General features: G+C 71.6%; 21 protein-coding genes. 10 read left to right on the forward strand and 11 right to left on the reverse strand.

Annotated features, from left to right (window positions below):
• Positions 1–360 precede the first annotated feature (360 nt).
• Genes efeU through VA596_RS03820 form a run of 6 tightly spaced genes read left to right on the forward strand, consistent with a single transcriptional unit; the run spans position 361 to position 5,817 of the window.
• A complete protein-coding gene (gene efeU / locus VA596_RS03795; RefSeq protein WP_323323634.1) occupies positions 361–1,206 on the forward strand; it encodes an iron uptake transporter permease EfeU in 846 nt (281 codons plus the stop codon).
• Entirely contained in the window at positions 1,203–2,363 is a 1,161-nt protein-coding gene (gene efeO, locus VA596_RS03800) for an iron uptake system protein EfeO (protein WP_323323636.1), read from the forward strand. The genes efeU and efeO overlap by 4 nt, the downstream gene beginning before the upstream one ends.
• Entirely contained in the window at positions 2,360–3,616 is a 1,257-nt protein-coding gene (gene efeB, locus VA596_RS03805; protein ID WP_323323638.1) for an iron uptake transporter deferrochelatase/peroxidase subunit, read from the forward strand. Before efeO ends, efeB begins: the two co-directional genes overlap by 4 nt.
• Positions 3,617–3,664: 48 nt before the next feature.
• Positions 3,665–4,234 carry a TetR/AcrR family transcriptional regulator gene (locus tag VA596_RS03810; RefSeq protein ID WP_323323640.1) on the forward strand — a complete coding sequence of 190 codons (570 nt, stop codon included), beginning with the start codon at positions 3,665–3,667 and terminating at the stop codon, positions 4,232–4,234.
• Positions 4,231–5,373, forward strand: a complete 1,143-nt coding sequence (locus VA596_RS03815; RefSeq protein ID WP_323323642.1) for a GDSL-type esterase/lipase family protein — start codon at positions 4,231–4,233, stop codon at positions 5,371–5,373. The genes VA596_RS03810 and VA596_RS03815 overlap by 4 nt, the downstream gene beginning before the upstream one ends.
• Positions 5,374–5,406: 33 nt before the next feature.
• A complete protein-coding gene (locus VA596_RS03820; RefSeq protein WP_323323644.1) occupies positions 5,407–5,817 on the forward strand; it encodes a PPOX class F420-dependent oxidoreductase in 411 nt (136 codons plus the stop codon).
• Between the two features lie 733 nt (positions 5,818–6,550).
• Here VA596_RS03820 and VA596_RS03825 read toward each other — a convergent pair.
• The 7 genes from VA596_RS03825 to VA596_RS03855 form a co-directional block, all read right to left on the reverse strand.
• Positions 6,551–7,114, reverse strand: coding sequence for a hypothetical protein (locus VA596_RS03825; protein ID WP_323323646.1), 564 nt, complete (start codon positions 7,112–7,114; stop codon positions 6,551–6,553).
• Positions 7,111–8,460 (reverse strand): hypothetical protein, encoded by a 1,350-nt coding sequence (locus VA596_RS03830; protein WP_323323648.1) that lies wholly within the window; start codon positions 8,458–8,460, stop codon positions 7,111–7,113. The genes VA596_RS03825 and VA596_RS03830 overlap by 4 nt, the downstream gene beginning before the upstream one ends.
• Entirely contained in the window at positions 8,460–9,263 is an 804-nt protein-coding gene (locus VA596_RS03835; RefSeq protein ID WP_323323650.1) for an ABC transporter ATP-binding protein, read from the reverse strand. Before VA596_RS03835 ends, VA596_RS03830 begins: the two co-directional genes overlap by 1 nt.
• A gap of 11 nt (positions 9,264–9,274) precedes the next feature.
• Positions 9,275–10,084, reverse strand: a complete 810-nt coding sequence (locus VA596_RS03840; RefSeq protein WP_323323652.1) for a zf-HC2 domain-containing protein — start codon at positions 10,082–10,084, stop codon at positions 9,275–9,277.
• A complete protein-coding gene (locus tag VA596_RS03845; RefSeq protein WP_323323654.1) occupies positions 10,081–10,638 on the reverse strand; it encodes an RNA polymerase sigma factor in 558 nt (185 codons plus the stop codon). Before VA596_RS03845 ends, VA596_RS03840 begins: the two co-directional genes overlap by 4 nt.
• Positions 10,639–10,710: 72 nt before the next feature.
• On the reverse strand, positions 10,711–11,640 hold the full coding sequence (locus VA596_RS03850) for a MazG family protein (RefSeq protein ID WP_323323656.1): 930 nt from the start codon (positions 11,638–11,640) through the stop codon (positions 10,711–10,713).
• Complete coding sequence (locus tag VA596_RS03855; protein WP_323323658.1) at positions 11,637–12,686, reverse strand: SurA N-terminal domain-containing protein; 1,050 nt, start codon at positions 12,684–12,686, stop codon at positions 11,637–11,639. Before VA596_RS03855 ends, VA596_RS03850 begins: the two co-directional genes overlap by 4 nt.
• Before the next feature lie 86 nt (positions 12,687–12,772).
• Between VA596_RS03855 and VA596_RS03860 the strand changes: the two genes are divergently transcribed.
• A complete protein-coding gene (locus VA596_RS03860; RefSeq protein ID WP_323323659.1) occupies positions 12,773–13,180 on the forward strand; it encodes a hypothetical protein in 408 nt (135 codons plus the stop codon).
• Between the two features lie 21 nt (positions 13,181–13,201).
• Here the strand turns inward: VA596_RS03860 and mfd are convergent, their stop codons facing one another.
• The gene (gene mfd, locus VA596_RS03865; RefSeq protein ID WP_323325633.1) at positions 13,202–16,759 is read right to left on the reverse strand and encodes a transcription-repair coupling factor; all 3,558 of its coding nucleotides are present in this window, start codon (positions 16,757–16,759) and stop codon (positions 13,202–13,204) included.
• 52 nt (positions 16,760–16,811) lie between these two features.
• Positions 16,812–17,735: an LLM class flavin-dependent oxidoreductase gene (locus tag VA596_RS03870; RefSeq protein WP_323323661.1), complete on the reverse strand. Its 924-nt coding sequence runs from the start codon at positions 17,733–17,735 to the stop codon at positions 16,812–16,814.
• Positions 17,736–17,809: 74 nt separating this feature from the next.
• On the opposite strand from VA596_RS03870, the gene VA596_RS03875 reads away from it, so the two are divergent.
• Positions 17,810–18,586 carry a helix-turn-helix transcriptional regulator gene (locus VA596_RS03875; protein WP_323323663.1) on the forward strand — a complete coding sequence of 259 codons (777 nt, stop codon included), beginning with the start codon at positions 17,810–17,812 and terminating at the stop codon, positions 18,584–18,586.
• Here VA596_RS03875 and VA596_RS03880 read toward each other — a convergent pair.
• Both VA596_RS03880 and VA596_RS03885 read right to left on the reverse strand, forming a co-directional pair.
• On the reverse strand, positions 18,562–19,050 hold the full coding sequence (locus VA596_RS03880) for a DedA family protein (RefSeq protein WP_323323665.1): 489 nt from the start codon (positions 19,048–19,050) through the stop codon (positions 18,562–18,564). The two genes, VA596_RS03875 and VA596_RS03880, sit on opposite strands and share 25 nt — an antisense overlap.
• Entirely contained in the window at positions 19,022–19,618 is a 597-nt protein-coding gene (locus VA596_RS03885; RefSeq protein WP_323323667.1) for a class I SAM-dependent methyltransferase, read from the reverse strand. The genes VA596_RS03880 and VA596_RS03885 overlap by 29 nt, the downstream gene beginning before the upstream one ends.
• A gap of 147 nt (positions 19,619–19,765) precedes the next feature.
• On the opposite strand from VA596_RS03885, the gene VA596_RS03890 reads away from it, so the two are divergent.
• Positions 19,766–20,869: a sensor histidine kinase gene (locus tag VA596_RS03890; protein ID WP_323325635.1), complete on the forward strand. Its 1,104-nt coding sequence runs from the start codon at positions 19,766–19,768 to the stop codon at positions 20,867–20,869.
• The gene (locus VA596_RS03895) at positions 20,866–21,522 is read left to right on the forward strand and encodes a response regulator transcription factor (protein WP_323323669.1); all 657 of its coding nucleotides are present in this window, start codon (positions 20,866–20,868) and stop codon (positions 21,520–21,522) included. Before VA596_RS03890 ends, VA596_RS03895 begins: the two co-directional genes overlap by 4 nt.

A 21,522-nucleotide genomic window follows, 5' to 3' on the forward strand; every position in this document is an offset into this window, starting at 1 on the left:
GCGAGAGCCGCCCGGCCGAGATAGCGCCTCGGTGGACCGCCCGAGGGCGGCGAGTCCGGAGGTGTGACGGTCGGCTGAGCGGTATCGGCCACCCGAACAGGTTACGGAGCCACTCAAGAGGGACCTCGATCGCCTGACCAGGCAAACGCAGGGTAAAAACAGGTCCACTGCCAGCGAAGTCACAGATTTTGTTATCGAGTCGACGCGCAGCACGCTGACCTGCGGTTACCCTAACCTAACTTCGCTCCTCGGTCCGTTTTGCCCGGTTCTCCCACCTCTTCCGGACGTACCCGCGCTGGACTTACAGGTGAGCCTTACCTAAAAACTTCACGGGGGCGGAAGAAAACAGGAGGCGGACCGTTGTTGTTCTCGAGCGCGCTGATCGGGCTGCGTGAAGGCCTGGAGGCCGCGCTGGTCGTCAGCATCCTCGTGGCCTTCCTGGTCAAGACCGACCGGCGCCACGCGCTGCGCTGGGTGTGGCCCGGCGTCGGCGCCGCGGTGCTGCTGTCGGTCGCCGTGGGCGCCGTGCTCACCTACACGACCGCCCAGCTGTCGTTCGAGCACCAGGAGCTGCTCGGCGGGAGCCTGTCGATCGTCGCCGTCGTGTTCGTCACGGCGATGATCTTCTGGATGCGCAAGGCGTCCAAGAGCATCGCCGCCGAGCTGCGCGGGAAGATGGACGACGCGCTGGACGTCGGCCCGATGGCCGTGCTGCTGCTGTCCTTCCTCGCGGTCGGCCGCGAGGGCCTCGAGACCGCGGTGTTCTTCTACTCCGCCGTGCAGACCGCGCAGTCCGACACCGTGCAGCCGCTGATCGGGTTCGCCGTCGGCATCCTCGTCGCGATCGTGCTGGCCTACCTGCTCTACCGCGGCGCCGTCCGGTTCAACCTGTCGAAGTTCTTCATGATCACCGGCGTGCTGCTCGTGTTCGTCGCGGCCGGCGTGCTCGGCTACGGCCTGCACGACCTGCAGGAGGCCGCGTTCCTGCCGGGCATCAACACCCTCGCCTTCGACGCTTCGAACGTGCTGCCGGAGACGTCCTGGTACGGCGCCCTGCTCAAGGGCATCCTCAACTACTCGCAGCAGACGACCGTGCTGCAGGCCGTCGCGTGGGTCGCCTACGTCGTCATCGTGCTGCCCCTTTTCCTCAAGCCCAGCAAGAAGACCGCGCCGGCGCCCGCCGCCGCGGCCGCCCCGAAGGAGTGACCGTGCGCAAGACCCGCAGAACCCCGCTGGCCCTGGTGGCCGGTGCCGCCGCGCTGGTGACGCTCGCCGCGTGCGACGGCCAGGGCAGCACCGGCTCCGGCACCGAGACGGGCGCCGCCGGCGGCCCGATCAAGGTCGAGGCCTCCGACAGCGCCTGCACCGTCTCGGTCAACACCGCGGGCGCGGGCAACGTGACCTTCGAGATCACCAACAAGGGCACCAAGGTCACCGAGTTCTACCTCTACGCCGAGGGCGACCGGATCATGGGCGAGGTCGAGAACATCGCCCCCGGCCTGAACCGGCGGCTGATCGTCGAGGTCTCCGACGCGGGCAAGTACCAGACCGCGTGCAAGCCGGGCATGGCCGGCAACGGCATCCGCGGCGAGTTCACCGTCACCGGCGGCGCGGCGAAGCAGACCGACGCCAACGCCCAGAAGGCCCAGGCCACCAAGAGCTACGCCGACTACGTCGCGAACAACACCGCCGCGCTGGAGGAGGAGACGGGCAAGTTCGTCGACCTCGTCAAGGCCGGCAAGGTCGACGAGGCGAAGGCCGCGTACGCGCGCACCCGGATCTACTACGAGCGCATCGAGCCGGTCGCCGAGAAGTTCGGCGACCTGGACCCGGCCATCGACGTCCGCGAGGCCGACCTCGAGCAGGGCCAGCAGTTCACCGGGTTCCACCGGCTCGAGAAGGACCTGTACGTCACCGGCCTGAAGCCCGACAGCGCGCAGATCGCGGACAAGCTGCTCACCGACGTCAAGGACCTCGTCGCGAAGTCGAAGACCCTCGAGCTGACCGCGCTCGACCTGGCCAACGGCGCGAAGGGCCTGCTCGACGAGGTCGCCACCGGCAAGATCACCGGCGAGGAGGAGACCTTCTCGCACACCGACCTGTGGGACTTCCAGGCCAACGTGGACGGCTCGAAGGGCGCGATCGCTTCGCTGCGACCGCTGCTGCAGGAGCGTGACGCCGCCCTCGTGTCCACTTTGGACAAGGAGTTCGCGAACGTGCAGGGCCTGCTCGACAAGACCCGCGTGGGTGACGGCTACAAGCTCTACAACCAGCTGTCCCAGGACGAGATCAAGGCGTTCGCCAGTGCCGTCGACGCGCTGAGCGAGCCGCTGAGCAAGGTTGCGGAGGTTGTGTCCAAGTGACCGAAGACGGCACCCGCGTCTCCCGTCGGAAGCTCTTCGGCCTGGCGGGAGCGGGTGTCGCGCTCGCCGGGGCCGGGGCCGCGGCGGGAATCGGGATCGACAAGGCGACCAGCGGCAGCGCCGAGGCGTCGGTGAACACCGTGGACTTCCACGGCGAGCACCAGGCCGGGATCGTCACACCGGCCCAGGCGAACCTGCACTTCGCCGCCCTGGACGTGACGGCCACCGACCGCGAGAAGCTGCGGCAGCTGCTCAAGACGTGGACCGACGCGGCCCGCCGGATGACGGCAGGCCAGGAGGTCGTCGCGAACGGCGCGGTCGGCGGCGGCGAGTTCGCCCCGCCGGGCGACACCGGCGAGGCGCTCGACCTGCCGGCGTCGCACCTGACGCTGACCATCGGCTTCGGGCCGTCGCTGTTCGACGGCCGCTTCGGCCTCGCGGCCAAGCGGCCGCCGCAGCTGATCGACCTGCCGCTGTTCCCGAAGGACAAGCTCGACCCGACCCGCAGCGGCGGCGACCTGTGCATCCAGGCGTGCGCGGACGACCCGCAGGTCGCCGTGCACGCGGTGCGCAACCTGGTGCGGCTCGGCTTCGGCGTCACCGAGGTCCGCTGGTCGCAGCTCGGCTTCGGCCGCAGCTCGTCGACGTCGCGGGCGCAGCAGACCCCGCGGAACCTGTTCGGCTTCAAGGACGGCACGAACAACATCAAGTCCGAGGACACGGACTACCTGCGCGACCAGGTGTGGGCCACGCCGTCCGACGGGCAGGCCTGGATGGCGGGCGGCAGCTACCTGGTGGCGCGCCGGATCCGGATGCACATCGAGACGTGGGACCGCGAAACCCTGGACGGCCAGCAGCAGATCATCGGCCGCACGAAGGGCGTCGGCGCGCCACTGGGCCAGCAGAACGAGTTCGACGAGCTGGACCTCGACGTCGGCGGCGCTGGTGGCGAGAAGGTGATCGCCGAGGACGCCCACGTCCGGCTGGCGTCGCACCAGGCGTTGAACGGGACGCGGATCCTGCGCCGCGGGTACAACTTCGTCGACGGCTCGGACGGCGTCGGGCACCTCGAAGCCGGGCTGTTCTTCCTGGCGTTCAACCGGGACACCCGCAAGCAGTACGTCCCGATGCAGCAGGCACTGTCGTCGAAGGACGCGATGATGGAGTACGTCCAGCACACCGGCTCGGCACACTTCGCGGTGCCGCCGGGCGTTTCTTCGACCGGCTCCTGGGGCGACGCCCTGTTTGCCTAAAGCCTTTAGGTTGATCTACACTCGCTTTAGGCAAAAGGGAGTGTAGTTATGGTTCGAGCTGGGCTGACCACGGAACGCGTCGTACGCGCCGGGGCGGAGCTGGCCGATGAAGCCGGCTTCGAGCAGGTGACGCCGTCGGAGCTGGCGCGGCGGTTCGACGTCAAGGTCGCGAGCCTGTATTCGCACGTCAAGAACGCGCACGACCTGAAGACGAAGGTCGCGCTGCTCGCGCTGGAGGAGCTTGCCGACCGGGCCGCCGCCGCGCTGGCGGGGCGGGCGGGGCGCGACGCGCTCGTGGCCTTCGCCGACGTCTACCGCGACTACGCCCGGGAGCACCCCGGGCGGTACGCCGCCGCGCGATTCCGGCTCGACCCGGAGACCGCCGCCGCGAGCGCCGGGGTCCGGCACTCGCAGATGATGCGCGCGATCCTGCGGGGTTACGACCTCACCGGGCCGGACGAGACGCACGCCGTCCGGCTGCTGGGCAGCGTCTTCCACGGCTACGTCGACCTGGAGTCCCAGGGCGGCTTCGACCACAGCTCCCCCGCCTCGCAGGAGTCCTGGACCCGGATCCTCGCCGTACTCGACACCCTTCTTCGCGATTGGCCTCAGACATGATCACCACCCCGATCACCGCCTCCCTGGTTCGCGGCGCCCTCGAACTCGAGCCCACCGAGCTGGGCCTGGTGCCGCACCGGCTGCCCGCGCGGGCCCGGGAGCAGAACACCGACCCGCGCCTCGCGGTGGCCGAGGCGCAGCCCGCGGGCGTCCGGCTGCGGTTCCGGACCCGGGCCGACGTCGTCGAGCTGGAAACCCGGCCCACCAAGGTGGTGTACGCGGGCACCCCGCCGCGCCCGGACGGCGTCTACGACCTGCTCGTCGACGGCCGGCTCGCGCAGTCGGGCGTGGTCGAGGGCGGCAGCACGCTGACCGTCGACCCGCTCACCGGCTCCGGGTCGCACGCCGACGGCCCGACCGGCCGCGTCCGGTTCGCCGGGCTGGGTACCGATCCCAAGGACGTCGAGATCTGGTTGCCGCACAACGAGATCACCGAGCTGGTGGCCCTGCGCACCGACGCGCCGGCCGAGGCCGCGCCGTCGCTCGGCCGGGTCTGGCTGCACCACGGCAGCTCGATCAGCCACGGCTCGAACGCGGCGAGCCCGTCGGGAACCTGGCCCGCGCTCGCCGCGACCGCCGCGGGCGTGGACCTGGTCAACCTGGGGTTCAGCGGCAACGCGCTGCTCGACCCGTTCACCGCCCGCGCGCTGCGGGACACCCCGGCCGACCTGATCAGCGTCAAGCTCGGCATCAACGTGGTCAACGCCGACCTGATGCGGCTGCGCGCGTTCGGCCCGGCCGTGCACGGGTTCCTCGACACCATCCGCGACGGCCACCCGGACACGCCGCTGCTGGTCGTCTCGCCGATCTTCTGCCCGATCCACGAGCAGACGCCCGGGCCCGGGGACTTCGACCACGAGGCGCTGGCCGCCGGGCAGGTGCGGTTCCGCGCCACCGGCGACCCCGCCGAGACGGCCGCGGGCAAGCTGACGCTGGAGGTCGTCCGGAGCGAGCTGGCGCGGATCGTGTCGGCCCGCCGCGACCCGGCCCTGCACTACCTCGACGGCCGCGAGCTGTACGGCGAAGCGGACTTCGCGGAGTTCCCGCTGCCGGACAACCTGCACCCGGACCCGGCGGCCCACCGCCGGATCGGCGAACGGTTCACCAAGCTCGTGTTCGCGGACGGCGTCTTCGCTTGACTTCAAGCTGGCTTGAAGTTGAATGCTGGGCGCATGTTCACCGAAGCAGAGCTCGCGTACCTCGCTGACCAGCCCCTCGGCCGCCTGGCGACGTCCCAGCCCGACGGCAAGCTCCAGGTCAACCCGGTCGGCTTCCGCTACAACCCGGACGAGAAGACCGTCGACGTCACCGGGCACAACCTGCGCACCAGCAAGAAGTTCCGCAACATCGCGACGAACGACCGGGTCGCGTTCGTCGTCGACGACCTCCCGTCGACCAACCCGTGGCGCGTCCGCTGCCTGGAGATCCGCGGCCGCGCCGAGGCACTGGTGGGCGTCAACCTCCCGGACAACCACTTCGACGACGCGGTGATCCGCATCCACCCGGAACGCATCCTCGCCTTCGGCGTCGAAGACTGGGACCGCGAGCCCCTAGAGCTGGAAACCAACATCCGCAACGTCTGACGGCCACCGGTGCGGGCGCTGGGGGTGCCCGCACCGCCGCTCGTCCCAGCGTGATGCCCCGCCAATCATGCGAGATGCCCCTTCAGTCACGCGTGATGCCCGCTGGATCACGCGTGATGCCCCTCGGATCACGTGCGCCACCCCGCGACGCGCGGAGTTCGAGCCGGCACCCCGGGACCGGACGGGGGCTTTCGCGTGATTGGCGGGGTATCTCGCGTGATCAGGCGGTATCTCATGTGACTAAGCAGGTATCTCGTGTGATTCGCGGGGCACCTCGCGTGACCGGCAGGCATCTCCCGTGATCGGCGAGGCATCGCACGTGATTGGGCGGGCATCATGCGTGTCTGGAGGGGCATCTCGCGTGATCAGGCGGGCTTCTCACGCGACTAGGCAGGGCATCTCCCGTGATTCGCGGGGGCACCTAGCGCGACAGGCGGGCATCTCCCGTGAGTCGCGGGACACCTCCAGACCAGGCGGCATCTCACGTGACCAGGCACGCATCTCCTGTGATTCGCGGGGCACCTAGCGCGACAGGCGGGCATCTCCCGTGAGTCGCGGGACACCTCCAGACCAGGCGGCATCTCACGTGACCAGACACGCATCTCCCGTGATCGGCGGAGCCCCTCGCGTGACCAGGCTGGCATCTCGCGTGATCAAGCGGGCATATCGCGTGACCAAGCTGGCATCTCGCGTGATTAGGCGGGCATCTCGCGTGGTTCGCGGGGCATTGCGGTCAGCGGCGGCCGCCCCAGGCTGTGTAGGCCGTGGCTCCTGTCGCTCCCAGGACCAGCGCCGTCCATGTGGCGGTGGGGGTGCTCGGTGGTTGCAGCATCCATCCCACGATGTGGCTCGTTGTCGAGCCGTCGTTCTGGACGAATGGGGTGATTGCCGCCCAGAGCAGCGGGAGGGTCCAGCCGAACTGGCCGCCCGCGAGGGTTGCTGCCAGGCCGGCCAGGCCCAGTAGGCCCGCCGTGTCGCGTAGGATGATCGACAAGTCGACAATGGGCGTGCCCAGCTCCTGGATCGCCAGCACCGCGCCGCAGGCGGTGAGGCCGATCAGCGTCAGGTGCCCTAGCCGGCGGACCGGCCACGGCAGCGCCGCGGTGCGGTCGAGGTCCGGGTCCTGGCCGCTGAGCCCGATCGCCGCCACCGCGATCCCGGCCGTCAGCGTCAGCATCACCGGCAACGGCGACCACGAGTCGCGCGCCACGAACCACAGGACGGCCGTCGCCACGACCAGCGCCGCGAACGCCGCCGGGAGTTGCCGCGACCGGGCGTAAAGCGTCGTCCACCTCATCGCAGCGCTCCCGGCACCAGCGTGTCGAGCGGGTCACCCTGGCAGGTCAGGAGCACGTGCCGCAGCGCGACGATCCGCGCGAACTGGACGTCCGCCGGGAGCGCGTGGAACGTCTGCCAAGCCTGCTCGATCCGCCCGGACTTATCGCGGTACCAGCTGCCGCCGTACTCGGGCAGCTGCTTCAGCTCGCCCGTGAAGTATCCCGCCGCGATCATGCGGGCCCCCAGGTCCGACGGGTCGCCGTGGCTCGGCGGCGTGCACCCGGGCAGCCCGGCGCCCGACAGCACCGCCACGCGCAGGGCGCTCGCGTCCGCCTTGAGCAGCTCGTTGTTGAGCTGGAAGTCCAGGTGGACGACGCCAGGATCACGATCGGGCCGGTCGATGACGGAAGACGGCACCGTCAGCTCCTCGATCCGGGTGGGCGCGCCGGGCAGCTTCGCCAGCATGGCCAGGGCTTCCCGCCCCGGCCCGGCCAGCGCGGCCAGCCTGTCCTCGTGCGCCCGGCTGACGCAGATCGGGCCGTCGCAGACCTTCTGGGCGGCGATGCCGTCGGGGGCCAGGAGCCCGTCGGCGGAAGCCGGGAAGACCGGCAGGGCGATCGCGGCCCCGGCCACCACGGGCAGCAGGCCCAGGACCCTCGCCCGCGCGGAATTCGCCGCCAGCAGCAGGAAACCCGTCGCCGCGAGACCCGCGAACCACACGGCCTGCCCGAGGTCCACCGACGTCGCGGTCGTCGTCAGCATGCCCTGTGGCTCACCGAAGACCGGCGTCAGCAACCCGAATCGGCTGTACTTCCCGGAAAGCGCGCCCGACGCCCACACCAGCACCGACACCACCAGCGTCAGCACGGCCATAGCCGGCGCGGTCAGCGGGTGCGGCAGCAGCCGCCCGATCGCCAGGCCGACCCAGCTCCCCGCCACGACGGAGAGCAGACCGACGACGAGGACCGGCAGGAAGCTCGCGGACACGAACCCGCCGTGCCCCAGCACCTCGCCCAAGCCGACGACGAACACCAGCACGAGCCCGAGCGCACTCAACGCTCCCACCGCGCCGGCCAGCCGCAGCGCTCGGTGCCAGCCCGGCCGCGACGTCGTGGACAGCAGCTCGACCACGCCGGACCGGCTGTCACGCATGCCCTGGATCGCCCCGGCCCCCACGGCGATCGGCCACAGGAACACCATCAGGAACCGCAGCCACAGCGCGGTGGTGGTCGTGTTCCCCGTCCACGGCGCCGGCACCTTCCACCACGGGCCGGACAGCAGGAACAGGAACCCGAGCGCGACGACGACCAGCGCCAGCCCGGCCCAGGGCGCGATGGAGCGCCGGAGCTCGATGCGGAAGACCATCACCAGGCCCCCTTGCCCGGCTCGTGGTTCAGCAGCGCCGAATAGCCACGCTCGATCGGGCTGTCGCCGACGTGGTCCGGCGTCCCCGCCGCGGCCAGTTCGCCGGGCGTGCCCTGGAAGACCAGCTTGCCCGCGTCGAACAGGACGACGTCGGAGCAGGCCGTGGCGACGTCTTCGACCAGGTGCGTCGAGATCAGCACGCACGAGTCCTGGCCCAGCTCCTGGACGAGCTCGCGGAACCGGACGCGCTGCGCCGGGTCGAGGCCGGCCGTCGGCTCGTCGAACAGCAGGATGTCCGGGTCGTTGACGATCGCCTGGGCGATCCCGACGCGCCGCACCATGCCGCCGGACAGCGTCTTCATCCGGTCGTCGGCGCGGTCGGCCAGCCCGACCCGCTCCACCGCCCGCTGCACCGCGCCCGGGATGCCGGCCTTCGGCATCTCCTTGAGCCACGCCAGGTATTCGACGAACTCGCGGACCGTGAACCGCTTGTAGTACCCGAAGTTCTGCGGCAGGTAGCCGATCCGGCGGCGCAGGCCGCGCTGCCCGGTGTGCCCCCCGGCCGGCGCACCGAGCAACGACAGCGTGCCTTCCGCCGGCCGGAGCACCGTGGCCAGTGCCCGGATCAGCGTCGTCTTGCCCGCGCCGTTCGGCCCGAGCAAGCCGTGCACCCCCTTGCCGAGGGACAGGTCCAGCCCGTCCACCGCCATTTTCCGCCGCCCCACCCGCACCTTCAGCCCTTCGGCCTGGATCTCCCAGGCGTAGGCCGTTGGCGCGATCTCGGCGGCCCCGACAGCACGCATGTTCTTCCTCCCTAGTTGCGCACGCCGAGCCGGGTGAAGGCGCCCCTGTGCAGGGCGACCACCACCGTCGTCAGCGCGAAGACCCCCGCCCACACCGGCAACGCACCGGCGGTGAGCGCAAACGTTTGCTGCTGGGCTGCCACGGACGGCAGCACCACCAGCGCGACCCAGACCGCGATCAGCGCGTACGCCGCGCGAGTGACCCCGATCAGCCCGCCCAGCGCGAGCGTGCCGGTGGTGTAGGCCAGGCTCGGCAGCAGCCAGAGCCCGACACCGGTCCCGGTCAGCCAGCCGGCGACGCCGAGCACCGGCAGGACGACGAGCAGCACCGCCACCGTCCGCCGCGCGATCAGGTAGAGCCCGGCCCGCGGGGTCGAGACGACGACCTCGTACGCCGGATCGAGCCCCCGCGCCCACGACGCGGCGACGCCCAGCACCGGCAGCACCGGGGCGAACAGCTGCACCGCCGTCGTGTCGAACACCGTGTGCCAGACCTGGTCGAACACCACCGCGAGCAGCGTGAGCAGCACGATCATCGCCAGCCACGGCACCATCACCGGGGTGACCCAGGTGGACAGCCACCGCCGCCGCTTCGGCTGCCGGACCGGACGCGGGTGCGCCGGTTCGCCCGACAGCTGGATGTCCACCGCGAGCCGCGACCAGACGAGGTCGACCACCGGCTGCATCGGCGTCAGCGCGGCCAGCCTCGCCCGGCACTGCGCGCAGGCCTCGAGGTGTGCTTCGAGGCCCCAGAGCTGGTCGCCGGGGAGGTCGTCACCCGCCGCGTACCCGGTGATGAGCCGGTCCGACGCATGGTTCATGACAGTGCCTCCCGCATCGCGATCCGCGCCCGGCGGGCCCGGGTCTTGACGGTTCCTTCCGGCAGGCCGAGCAGGACGGCGGTCTCCCGGACGGTCAGCCCGTCGAGCACCATCGCCTGCAGCACGGCCCGCAGCTCGGGGGCGAGGTCGCGCAACGCGTCACCGACGTCGTCGCCGACCGCCGCCGCCAGCGCCTCTTCTTCGGCGCCCGGCACCGGCGCGACGTCGAGCGCCATCACCGGCGGCGGTTGCGCGTGGTGCGCCCGCCGCCGGAAGGCGTCGACCAGCCGCCGCACCGCGATGGTCCACACCCAGCCGACCGCGGAACCGCCGGTCGCGGCGCCCGCGAACGACCCCGCCGCGCGCCAGACGGCCAGGTACGTCTCCTGCATGACCTCGGCGACGACCTGCTCGTCCGCGCACCGGCGGCGCAGGCGCACGGCCAGCCAGGGCGACGTGCGGCGGTAGAGCTCCTCGAACGCCGCGCGGTCGCCCTTGGCCGTGCGCCGGACGAGGTGCTCCTCGTCCGCGTCCTCCAGTGGCTTCGTCCTCACACCAGGGAAGACGCCGGATGATCGGATTCGGTTCTCACCCGACTGTGTGCTGCGTCACACGAGCTTTCGGCGTCAGTCGCGGGAGGGCCAGAACTTGCGCCAGCCGTCCGCCTCCAGGGTTGTCGGCTCCAGGCCGGCGTCGCGCGCGGCTTGCTCCGCCGCGCGGATCTCCAGCGCGAACTCCTTCGCCAGCGTCCGCAGCTCGCCTTCGGCGTCGACGCCCGCTCGGCGGGCCGTGGCGGCGATGCGGAACAGCTGGGCGGCCGCGTTCGCGCCCGCGGGGAACAGGTCCAGCGGGATGCCCGCGCGGCCGCTGCGCTGGCCGAGCTTGCCCGCCAGCGCGACCGCGGGCTGGCCGAGCGCGACACCATCCACAATGGACTTACGCTGCTTCTCGCGCTGCTTCAGCTCTTCCCACTTGAGCTCCTGGTGCTCGGCCGAGTGCACCTTGTCGGCGTCCGCGAAGACGTTCGGGTGGCGGCCGACCAGCTTCTCGACGAGCGCGGCGGCTACGTCGTCGATGCCGAACGGGTCGTCGGCGTCCTCGGCGGCGACGCGGGCGTGGAACAGCACCTGGAGCAGGACGTCGCCGAGCTCCTCACGCAGGGCCTCGCGGTCACCGTCTTCGATCGCGTCCAGCAGCTCGTAGGTCTCCTCGACCAGGTACTGCCGCAGCGACTCGTGCGTCTGGACGGCGTCCCACGGGCAGCCGCCGGGCGAGCGCAGGCGGTCCATCACGTCCGCGGCCTCGACGAGCGGCGGGACCGGGGTGTCGATCACCCGCGCGCCGGTCGCGATGAGCAGGGACGCGGCGGGCTCGTCGCGGGACGTCGCGAGCAGCACGATGTCCTTCAGCGACGACGCCGACGTCACGGCCGGGACCCCGAACACCTCGGGGTCGACGTCCGTGGCCGCGTAGACGGCGGTGGAATCGCGCAGGACCTTCAGCGCCGCGGCGGGCAGGGTCGCCCCGCGGACGACCACGACGACGCCGGTCGTCACTGCTGCTTCGGAGCACCCGAGGACAGCACGAGGCCCTGGGCGGCGTCCTGGTCCGGCACGACGGTCAGGCCGACGACGTCCCACACGCCGTACCGCGGGTTGACGCGCACGCCGAGCCGGTCGAAGTACGGCTGCAGCTGCCGCATGCCGATGGCGCCCTTGGTGGCGGGGTCGAGCGTCTGGGGCTGCTCCGTGGCGACGGGCTTGTCGTCCGAGCGCTGCCGGACGACGGCGACGAACCACGTGCCCTGCTGGTTCGGGTACGGGAAGACCGCGACGGTGCCGGTCGCGGAGCCGAAGAGCGGCGTCGCGGCGAGCACGCCGGCCTGTGCCGCCGGCAGCACCACGTTGACCCCGGTGAGCGGCGGGATGGAGTCGACGTTCTGGCCCTGCGAGGCCGCCTGCTGCCGCAGCGACTGCTCGTACTGGTTGTCGGCACCGACGCGCTTGGCCGCGGCCGCGGGGTCGGCGGCGAACTGCCGGCCGAGGTCGTAGGCCGCCTTCTGCGCGGCGGGCCCCTGAGGCGGTTCCTGGCCGTCGGAGGTCGGGAGGGAGCCGATCGACGTGTAGTCGAACGCGACCGCCAGGTCCGGCATGGTCTTGTCGGCCAGCTCCTGCGCGAGGTTGGCGTCGGTCAGCTCTTCGCGGTGGTCGCGCGCCCGGGTGGCCACCTGGCTGACGGCCTGGGCCTCGTTGGCCGAGTTCGCGGGCACCGCCCCGGCGAGGGGGTCCTTCGCCAGCTGGGCGTCGATCTGCCCGTAGTTGGGCGAAATGCCCTCCTGCTGCGCGGCCTTCAGGAGCAGCTCGTGCAGCACGAGCTGGCCGACGAACGCGCGGCCGAGCAGGTCGAGCTTGTGCTCGGAGGCCAGCTTCTGCGCGTACGGGTGCTCGCGGACGGCCTTGTCGATCAGGTTCTGCACCTGGTCGATGGAAATCGAGGTGTCACCGACGATCGCGGCGCTGCCGACCTGACTGGGGCCCGTGCCGCACCCGGCGAGCAGGAGAGCTCCGGCAACAACCGCGACCAGCGCGCGAGGGCGCCCCATGATCCGCATCACAGCGCATACCCTCTCACACCATCGCACCCGAACCGCAACACCGGTGCGGTGTCGGCGGGCGTACCTTCGATGACATGGACCACTGGCTGACCATCGAGGTCTTCGATGGCGAGTCCACGGCTACGTTGTGGCGCCTCGCCCGCGGTGACGCACTGACCGAAGCAGCACTGACGAACGGCGCCGAGCAGTGGGTGTGGCACGAACACCGCTGGGGCGTCGTGCTGGAGATCGAATTCCGTTCCGAGGAAAGCCGGGACGCGTTCCGGACGCTGCCGGTCGTGACGGCGGCGCTGGACGCGGTGCCGGACCCGGCGCGCGGCCTGCTCGTGTACCCGGGACGCGGTGGTGGCGCCGGGGCACGTAAACCACGCAGGCCACGGCCGCTGCCGATGGCGGGCGCCGGAGCGGTTCCGGTGCCGGTGGAGCAGGTGCGGATGGGGCTGGCGGAGCCGATGCCGCCGATGTTCAGCGAAGTCGGCTGACCGCCTTTTCCCGTGGCCCCGCTAGGAAACCGGCGCGGGCCTCTTCGTCAACTGCGTCAGCAGCTTCGCGCACCAGTCGAGCAGTTCCTCGTCGCGCAACGTCGGCGCACCGATCCGGCCGCCCGCGGGACCTTCCGTGGGCTTCGGGACGGACACCGTGTTCGTCACGGCCTTGAACATCGCCTTCGGGTACAGCCGCTTCAACCGCACCATCTGCGAGTCCTGCAACGGCAGCGGCGCGAACCGGACGGTGTTGCCCTGGACGGCCACCTCCGTCACGCCCGCCTCGCGGCACGTGTGCCGGAACTTCGCCACCGCCAGCAGCCGGTTGACCGGCGCCGGCGGCTGGCCGTAGCGGTCGATCAGCTCCTCGCGCACCGCGTCCAGGCCCGCGGTGTCCGGCGCCGCCGCGATCTTGCGGTACGCCTCCAGGCGCAACCGCTCGCCCGGCACGTAGTCGTGCGGGAGGTGGGCGTCGATCGGGAGGTCGACGCGGACGTCGGCCATCTCCTCGTCCTCGGCCGGCTCGGCGCCCGCGTGCTTCCGGAACGCGTCGACCGCTTCGCCGACCAGCCGCACGTACAGGTCGAAGCCGACCCCCGCGATGTGGCCGGACTGCTCCGCGCCCAGGATGTTGCCCGCGCCGCGGATCTCCAGGTCCTTCATCGCGACGGCCATGCCCGCGCCCAGCTCGGTGTTCTGGGCGATCGTGGCGAGCCGGTCGTGGGCCGTCTCCGTCAGCGGCGCCTCCGGCGGGTACAGGAAGTACGCGTACCCGCGCTCGCGACCGCGCCCGACGCGGCCGCGAAGCTGGTGCAGCTGCGCGAGACCCAGCAGGTCACCGCGCTCGACCAGCAGCGTGTTCGCGTTCGAGATGTCGAGGCCGGTCTCGACGATCGTGGTGCACACCAGGACGTCGTACTCGTTTTCCCAGAAGCCCTGGATGATCTTCTCGAGCTTGTCCTCGTTCATCTGCCCGTGCGCGGTGACGACCCGCGCCTCCGGCACCAGCTCCCGGATGTGCCGCGCGGCCTTCTCGATCGACGAAACGCGGTTGTGGACGTAGAAGACCTGGCCGTCACGCAGCAGCTCGCGGCGGATCGCGGCACCGACCTGCTTGTCGTCGTACGAGCCGACGTAGGTCAGGATCGGGTGCCGGTCTTCCGGCGGCGTCAGGATCGTCGACATCTCGCGGATGCCGGCCAGCGACATCTCGAGCGTGCGCGGGATCGGCGTCGCGGACATCGTCAGGACGTCGACGTGCGTGCGCAGCGCCTTGATGTGTTCCTTGTGCTCGACGCCGAAACGCTGCTCCTCGTCGACGATCACGAGACCCAGGTCCTTGTAGCGGATGCCCGTCTGCAGCAGGCGGTGCGTGCCGATGACGATGTCGATCTCGCCGCTGGCCAGCTGCTCCAGCGTCGCGTCGGTCTCGCTCTTGGCGGAGAACCGTGACAGGCCCCGGATCTTCACCGGGAAGGAGGCCATGCGCTCGGTGAAGGTGTTGAGGTGCTGCTGGGCGAGCAGCGTGGTCGGGACGAGCACCGCGACCTGCTTGCCGTCCTGCACCGCCTTGAACGCCGCGCGCACGGCGATCTCGGTCTTGCCGTACCCGACGTCGCCGCAGATCACGCGGTCCATCGGGACCCCGCGCTCCATGTCGCCCTTGACCTCGTCGATCGCGGCGAGCTGGTCGTTGGTCTCGGTGAACGGGAAGGCGTCCTCGAGCTCGCCCTGCCACGGCGTGTCCGGGCCGAACGCGTGCCCGGGCGCGGCCTGGCGCGCGGCGTAGAGCTGCACCAGCTCGGCGGCGATCTCCTTGACCGCCTTCTTGGCCCGCGCCTTGGTGTTCTTCCAGTCCGAGCCGCCGAGCTTGTTCAGCGTCGGCAGCTCGCCGCCGACGTACTTGGACACCTCGTCGAGCTGGTCGGTCGGCACGAACAGGCGGTCGCCCGGGTGGCCGCGCTTGGACGAGCCGTACTCCAGCAGCAGGTACTCGCGGGTCGCGCCGGCGACCGTGCGCTGCACCATCTCGACGAACCGGCCGATGCCGTGCTGCTCGTGCACGACGTAGTCGCCGTTCTTGAGCGCCAGCGGGTCGACGGCGTTGCGCCGCCGCGACGGCATCTTGGTGTTGAGGTCCTTTGTGGACGTTCCGGCGCCGGCCCCGCGGCCGGTGAGGTCCGCCTCCGACAGCACGACGAGGGCGCGCTCCGGGGCGACGAACCCGTCGGTCAGGGCGCCGCAGGTGACCGTGACCGTGCCGGGCCGGAGCGGGCCGGTGACGCCGTCGCCGGCCAGGATCGCCGGGACGTCCGCGCTCGACAGCTGCTCGACCGCGCGCGACGCGGTGCCGTGCCCGGCCACGACGAGCACCGCCGTGCCGCCCGACGCCGTGTGCGCGCGCAGGTCCGTCATCGCGCGTTCGAGCTCGCCGCGGTAGGACGGCGCGGACTCGACCGAGACGCGGTAGACGTCGGGGTCTTCGCTGGTCAGCTGGCTGAGCGTCCACCAGGTGCGCTTGGTGTCCCGCGCGTGGGTGGCGATGCCGTCGAGGCCGCGGTAGGCGGACGCCCCGAGGTCGATCGGGGCCTGGCCGCCCGCCGCGGCCGTCGTCCAGGACGCTTCGAGGAACTCCTGGCCGGTGCGGACGAGGTCGGCGGCGCGGGCGCGGATCTTCTCCGGATCGGTGAGCAGCACGTGGGTGCCGACCGGCATCGCGTCGGTGAGCAGCTCCAGCTCGCCCTCGCAGAGCACCGGGATGAGCGCCTCCATGCCCTCGACGGGGATGCCGTCGGCCAGCTTGGTGAGCATCTCGGCCAGGTGGGCGTCGGCTTCGTACGTCTTCGCCAGCTCGGCGGCCTTCTCCCGGACCGGCTGGGTGAGCAGCAGCTCACGGCACGGCGGCGCGGTGACCCGCGGGATCTCGCCGGGCAGCGACCGCTGGTCGGAGACGGCGAACGCGCGGATCTCGCTGACCTCATCGCCCCAGAACTCGATCCGGACCGGGTGCTGCGCGGTCGGGCCGAACAGGTCGAGGATGCCGCCGCGGACGGCGAACTCGCCGCGCTTCTCGACCATGTCGACGCGGGTGTAGGCCAGCTCGACCAGCCGTTCCAGCAGGGCGTCGAAGCTCTGCTCCTCGCCGACGACCAGGTCGACGGGCGCCAGCGAGCCCAGGCCGGGCGCCATCGGCTGGATCAGGCTCCGGACGGTGGCGACGACGACGCGCAGGTCGTCGTCGCCCGTCTTCAGCCGGTGGAGCACCTCCAGCCGCCGCCCGACGGTGTCGGCGCGGGGCGAGAGCCGCTCGTGGGGCAGCGTCTCCCAGGAGGGGAAGTCGGCGACCCGGCCCTTGCCGAGGAGGGCGCCCAGCGACGCGGTCAGCTCGTCGGCCTCGCGGCCGGTGGCGGTCACGGTGAGCACGGGTTTCCCGGCACCGTCGTCACTGGCGAGGGCGGCGGCGACGAGCTGCCGCGCGGCGATCGGCCCCTGGAGTTCGAGCAGCGGCGCGCCGGCGCGCTCGACCACTCCGCGCAGGGCCGGGTCGGGAAGTGTGGCGGTAAGGAGTCCGGACAGTGAAGCGTCGGTCACGGTCCCAGCCTACGTGCCACCCCCGACACATTTCCGATCACGGCTGGCCGCGGAGGTGCTCCGCCAGCTCCGCGAGCCGCGGCAGCTGCTCGTCGAAGACCTTCGGCTCGGTGCTCGCGACGCGCAGCAGCACGTGCTCCGCGCCGCCGTACTCGCGCAGCTGGGCGGCCACCTCCGCGACCGTGCCCGTGACCTGCATCTGGATCCGCTGGACGAACTCGGGAGGCATGCCGTAGTTGCGCTGGCAGTACTCGTCCAGCAGCACCTTCCCGCGCTCGGCGTCGTCCTCGATCAGGACCGTCGCGAACAGCGCCGGGGTCACCGGGCGGGTCGCCGACGAGCGGATCGCGGCCAGCCCCGAGACGTAGTCCGCCGGGTCCGGCGGGTACGGCAGCCAGCCGTCGTAGAGCCGTCCAGCGCGCTCCAGGGCCTCCGGCGTGTGCGCCGCCAGCCACACCGGCGGGCCACCCGGGCGGGACGGCGCCGGGAAGGACGGCAGGGAGTCGTAGTGCAGGAGGGACCCGTGGAACGACGTCGCGCCGCTCCACGCGGCCCGCCACAGCGCGACGATGTCGTCCAGCCGCGCCCGGCGCCGCGCCCACGGGACACCCGCGAACGCGAACTCCGGCTCGCTCCGCCCGGTGAACCCGGCACCGACCGCCACCGTGAGCCGCCCGCCGCTCAGCAGGTCGATGCTGAGCAGCTGGTTCGCCGTGAGAACCGGGTTCCGCAGCGCCGGGAGCAGGGACGCCGTCCCGAGCGTGACGCGGGACGTGCGCGCGGCGAACGCGCTGAGGATCGTCAGCGCGTCGATCGGGGCGCGGGCGAGCGTGTCGCCCACCCACACGGAGTCGAGGCCGAGCCGTTCGGCCTCGACGGCGGTCTCGACCAGCTCGGGCGCGGTCCGCCCGGCGTCGAGGATGGGCTGGTAGGTCGGTACGACCAGGCCGTAGTTCGTCATGCCGCCAGCCTCGCCGCGACGGGGTATGCGCTCAATTCCTCGCGGGGAATGGCGCGGGCCGAGATGATGGGCGGGTGAACTTCGGAACGGCGCTCAAGGACTGGCGCGTGCGGCGCCACATCAGCCAGCTCGACCTGGCCTTGCGGGCCGGGACGACGCAGCGGCACGTGAGCTTCATGGAGAGCGGGCGCTCGCTGCCCGGGCGCGCGATGGTGCTGCGCGTCGCCGAATCCCTCGAACTGCCGCTGCGCGAACGCAACGGCCTGCTCTACGCCGCCGGTTTCGCGCCGTCGTACCCCGAGACGCGGCTCGACGACCCGGCGATCAAGCCGGTGCTCGACGGCCTGCGGCGGCTGCTCGACGGGCACCGGCCCTACCCGGCCATCGTCGTCGACCGCTACGGCGTGCTGGTCGCGAGCAACGACGCGTTCGGCCTGCTCACCGAGGGCGTCGCGCCGGAACTGCTGGAGGAGCCGGTGGACACGCTGCGGCTCGCGCTGCACCCGCAGGGCATGGCGCCGCGCGTGCGCAACCTCGACGACTGGGCGCGCCACATCCTCGAGCGCATCCGCAACGACCTGGCCCGCACCCCCGACGACCGGCTGGCCGCGCAGCTCGCCGAACTCGAGACGTACCTGCCGCCGGCACCCCCGCCGGCCCCGGACCACCTGGGTTTCGCGGTGCCGGTCCGGCTGTCCACTTCGGTCGGTGAGCTGCGGCTGATCACCGCGATCACGACGTTCGCGACCGCGGCGGACGTCACGGTGTCGGAGCTGAAGCTGGAGACGTTCCTGCCCGCGGACGCCGAAACCGCGGAAGCCCTGCTTCAGACGACCAGCGCGGTCAGGTGACCGGCCAGCAGCTCCGCGCCCGCCCACAGCACGGCCGCACCCACGCTGCCCACCGCGAACCGCCGGTACGGCATCGCCGCTGATCCCGCCACCCGCGGCACGATCGTCCGCACGCCGACCAGGCAGCGCCCGGCGATCACCGCCGGGACGCCGTAGCGCGCGACGGCCGATTCCGCGCGGTGCCAGCGGTCCTGGCCGACGCGGCGCGCCAGCCGTCGTCCCCACCGCCGTCCTTCGAGGTACGCGAGCTGGTCCCCGAGCACGGCCGCCACCACGGCCACCGCGAACGCGAGTCCCAGGTGGAGCGTGCCGCGCTCGGCGAGGAAACCCATCAGCAGCAACGCCGACAGCGTCGGCAGCACGATTCCCGGCAGCAGCGCGGTTTCCGCCGTGACCAGCAGGCCGCAGACCAGGTAGACGACCGCCGCGGGCGCGTCAAGCAGGGGCCGCAGCAGGCTGTCCACGCCGGGTCCTCCCCACGCTCACCGGCAGCGCCGCGCGGTAGACGAACGCCGGTGGCAGATTCCCCCAGACGACCGAAGTCCGCTCTACGACGGCAAAGCGGCTTCGCAGTGAAGCAGCGAAACGACGAGCGGGTGGTGTCCAGGCGGCGTGGGCGTACGCGAACGTCGTGAACCGGCCGTTCGCGGCGAGCGACGCGGTGACCGCATCGAGGATGCGGTGCTGCCGGTCCGCGGTCATGGCGGTCCACGGCAGACCGGACACGACGACGTCGAACCGTTCGGGCGCAAGGTGTTCCGCCGAACCCGTCACGACGTCGACCTGCGGGAACCGGTCCCGCAGCGCGTCCGCGAAACGCGGGTTGATCTCGACGGCCGTGAAGCGCGCTTCGGGGCGAAGCAGCGCGAGGACGGCTTCGGTGAAGACGCCGGTGCCCGGCCCCAGTTCGGCGACGCGCGACGCGTGTTCCAGGCCGAGGCCGGCCGTCATCGTCTCGGCGAGCCGCGGCGAGCTGGCCGCGATCGCACCCGTCAGCATCGGGTGGCGGAGGAATTCTCTGGTGATCGACATGAATCCCGACGCTAGAAACCACCGTCGTGGCCCCGAATCCGCCGGATCGGCCGCGCATGTCCTCCCGAAGGAGGACAAGGACCGACCGGAGGAATGACGCCACCGGCCCGGCCACCGCGTTACGTTCGGTCCGTGGAAAGACTCGTGATGTGGGTGCGAAGGCACCGGTGGACGGTGGACCTGCCGCTGTACGCGGTGTTCGTCTCCCTGGCGCCCAACTGGAACGGCGACGCGCCGTGGACCACCCGAGCGATCCCGATGCTGTTCCTGCTGCCGCTGCTGGTGCGCCGCCGTCACCCGCGGATCGCCGCGGTGCTGATCATCGCCGGGGCCACCGTGGCCTACACGAACGAGATCTGGGCGTTCGACCGCGGCCGCGCCGAGCTGAGCATGGCCGTGGTGCTGTTCACCCTCGTGAAGCTGGGCGACCGGTGGTTCGGCGCGCTGGTCGCGGCCGGCATCGTCGTCCTCGACTTCCTGTGGGGCTTCACCTGGGGCACCTACTCCGACAACCCGACGCTCACGATCGTCGGGATCCTCCCGCTGCACATCGCCGCCTGGGCGCTCGGGGAGTTCTTCCACGCCAAGGAACAGCTCGCCGAGGAGGAGGAGAAACGGGCCGACGCCCAGACCCGCGCGGTCGCCGCCGAGGAACGCGCGCGGATCGCGCGGGAGCTGCACGACGTGCTGGCGCACAGCATGAGCGTGATCGTGCTGAACGCCGAAGGCGCGAAGCTGGCTCGCCACCGCGACCCTGACGTCGTCGACCGCACGCTCGACACCATCGGCCGCACGGGCCGTGACGCGCTCGCCGAGCTGCGGCGGCTGCTCGACGTCCTGCACGCCGGCCAGGCCGCGCGCAGCCCGCAGCCGACGGTCGCGGAGCTGCGGGAGCTCGTCGACCAGTCCGGGCGCGCGGTGACGCTCGACGTCACCGGCGACCCGGGCGGCCTGCCCGCGAGCGCCGCGCTGCAGGCGTACCGGATCGTCCAGGAGGCACTGACCAACATGATCAAGCACGCCCCGGCCGACGCGACCGGCCGCGTCGAAGTCGCCTTCGGGCCCGGTGAGACCCGGATCGAGGTGACGAACACCGGTGGCGAAGGGGCACCTTCCCCGGCGCTGCCGTCGTCCGGCCGCGGGCTGGAAGGGATGCGCCAGCGCGTCGAGATGTACCACGGCGAGCTGGCGACCGGGCCGTTGCCCGGCGGCGGCTACCGGGTGCGCGCGAGCCTGGTGGTCGGGCCGTGAGCGTCCGGGTGCTGCTCTGCGACGACCAGGAACTGGTGCGGGTCGGCCTGCGGATGATCGTCGAGAGCCAGGACGACCTCGCCGTCGTCGGGGAGGCCGCGAACGGCGAGGAAGCCGTCGAGAAGGCTCGGGAGCTGCGGCCGGACCTGGTCCTGATGGACGTCCGGATGCCGGTGCTCGACGGCGTCACGGCGACCGGGCGGATCTGCGCGGAGCTGCCGGACGTGCGGGTCCTGATCATCACGACGTTCGACCTCGACGAGTACGCCTACGCCGCGTTGCGCGCCGGGGCCAGCGGGTTCCTGGTGAAGGACGCGCCGTCCGAGGAGATGCTCGTCGCGGTCCGCGGGGTGCTGCGCGGCGACGCGATGGTCTCGCCGTCGGTCACCCGGCGGCTGCTCGACCGCTACCTCGACGACGACCGCGACCCGGTCGACGTCGCGAAGCTCGGCGTGCTGACCGAGCGCGAGAAGGACGTGCTGGGGCTGATCGCGCGAGGGCTGTCGAACGGCGAGATCGCGGCGAAGCTGTACATCGGCGAGACGACGGTGAAGACGCACGTCGGGCGGATCCTGGGCAAGCTGCGGCTGCGCGACCGGGTGCACGCGGTGGTGTTCGCCTACGAGTCCGGCCTGATCCGACCAGGGACTTAA

Origin of the sequence: Amycolatopsis heterodermiae, from assembly GCF_034929455.1 — a bacterium.
In the GTDB taxonomy this organism is placed as follows: Bacteria; Actinomycetota; Actinomycetes; order Mycobacteriales; family Pseudonocardiaceae; genus Amycolatopsis; species Amycolatopsis heterodermiae.

Coding starts and splice junctions, on each gene's coding strand:
- VA596_RS03810 (WP_323323640.1), top strand. CDS start 3,665: ATGGTTCGAGCTGGGCTGACCACGGAACGCGTCGTACGCGCCGGGGCG.
- VA596_RS03815 (WP_323323642.1), top strand. CDS start 4,231: ATGATCACCACCCCGATCACCGCCTCCCTGGTTCGCGGCGCCCTCGAA.
- VA596_RS03820 (WP_323323644.1), top strand. CDS start 5,407: ATGTTCACCGAAGCAGAGCTCGCGTACCTCGCTGACCAGCCCCTCGGC.
- VA596_RS03825 (WP_323323646.1), bottom strand. CDS start 7,114: ATGAGGTGGACGACGCTTTACGCCCGGTCGCGGCAACTCCCGGCGGCG.
- VA596_RS03830 (WP_323323648.1), bottom strand. CDS start 8,460: ATGGTCTTCCGCATCGAGCTCCGGCGCTCCATCGCGCCCTGGGCCGGG.
- VA596_RS03835 (WP_323323650.1), bottom strand. CDS start 9,263: ATGCGTGCTGTCGGGGCCGCCGAGATCGCGCCAACGGCCTACGCCTGG.
- VA596_RS03840 (WP_323323652.1), bottom strand. CDS start 10,084: ATGAACCATGCGTCGGACCGGCTCATCACCGGGTACGCGGCGGGTGAC.
- VA596_RS03855 (WP_323323658.1), bottom strand. CDS start 12,686: ATGGGGCGCCCTCGCGCGCTGGTCGCGGTTGTTGCCGGAGCTCTCCTG.
- VA596_RS03860 (WP_323323659.1), top strand. CDS start 12,773: ATGGACCACTGGCTGACCATCGAGGTCTTCGATGGCGAGTCCACGGCT.
- VA596_RS03870 (WP_323323661.1), bottom strand. CDS start 17,735: ATGACGAACTACGGCCTGGTCGTACCGACCTACCAGCCCATCCTCGAC.
- VA596_RS03885 (WP_323323667.1), bottom strand. CDS start 19,618: ATGTCGATCACCAGAGAATTCCTCCGCCACCCGATGCTGACGGGTGCG.
- VA596_RS03890 (WP_323325635.1), top strand. CDS start 19,766: ATGTGGGTGCGAAGGCACCGGTGGACGGTGGACCTGCCGCTGTACGCG.